Consider the following 638-nt stretch of genomic DNA (forward strand, 5'->3'; position numbering starts at 1 on the left):
GATTTCGCCGTGTTAACCACGTTCTCAACGGTGAAGCCAAACTCTTTGAACAGCTGATCCGCAGGCGCTGACTCACCGAAGGTGGTCATGCCGACGATCGCGCCGTTCAGGCCGGTGTATTTGAACCAGTAATCCGCGATACCCGCTTCAATCGCCACGCGTGCGGCAACCGCTTTCGGCAGCACGGATTCACGGTACGCCGCGTCCTGCTTGTCGAAGGCGTCGGTGGATGGCATAGAGACCACGCGCACCTTGCGGCCTTCCGCTGTCAGCTGCTCATAAGCGCTCACTGCCAGTTCCACTTCTGAACCGGTGGCGATCAGGATCAGCTCTGGCGTACCTTCGCTGTCCTTCAGCACGTAACCGCCGCGCGCCACGTTAGCCAGCTGCTCAGCGCTACGATCCTGCTGCGCCAGGTTCTGACGCGAGAAGATCAGCGCCGACGGGCCGTCAACGCGTTCGATAGCGTATTTCCATGCTACCGCAGACTCAACCTGGTCGCACGGGCGCCACAGGCTCATGTTTGGCGTCACGCGCAGGCTGGCCATCTGCTCAACCGGCTGGTGCGTCGGGCCATCTTCGCCCAGACCAATCGAGTCGTGGGTGTAAACCATGATCTGACGGATTTTCATCAGCGC

The 638-nt window shown here is 60.5% G+C and carries 1 protein-coding gene; it reads right to left on the minus strand.

What is annotated here, in order from left to right:
* Window positions 1-638, minus strand: a 638-nt coding sequence (locus tag HX773_RS26060) for a transketolase C-terminal domain-containing protein (RefSeq protein WP_304623169.1), incomplete at both ends; no start/stop codon positions are given.

This window comes from Pantoea sp. B9002, from assembly GCF_013385945.1.
Classification (GTDB): domain Bacteria; phylum Pseudomonadota; class Gammaproteobacteria; order Enterobacterales; family Enterobacteriaceae; genus Pantoea.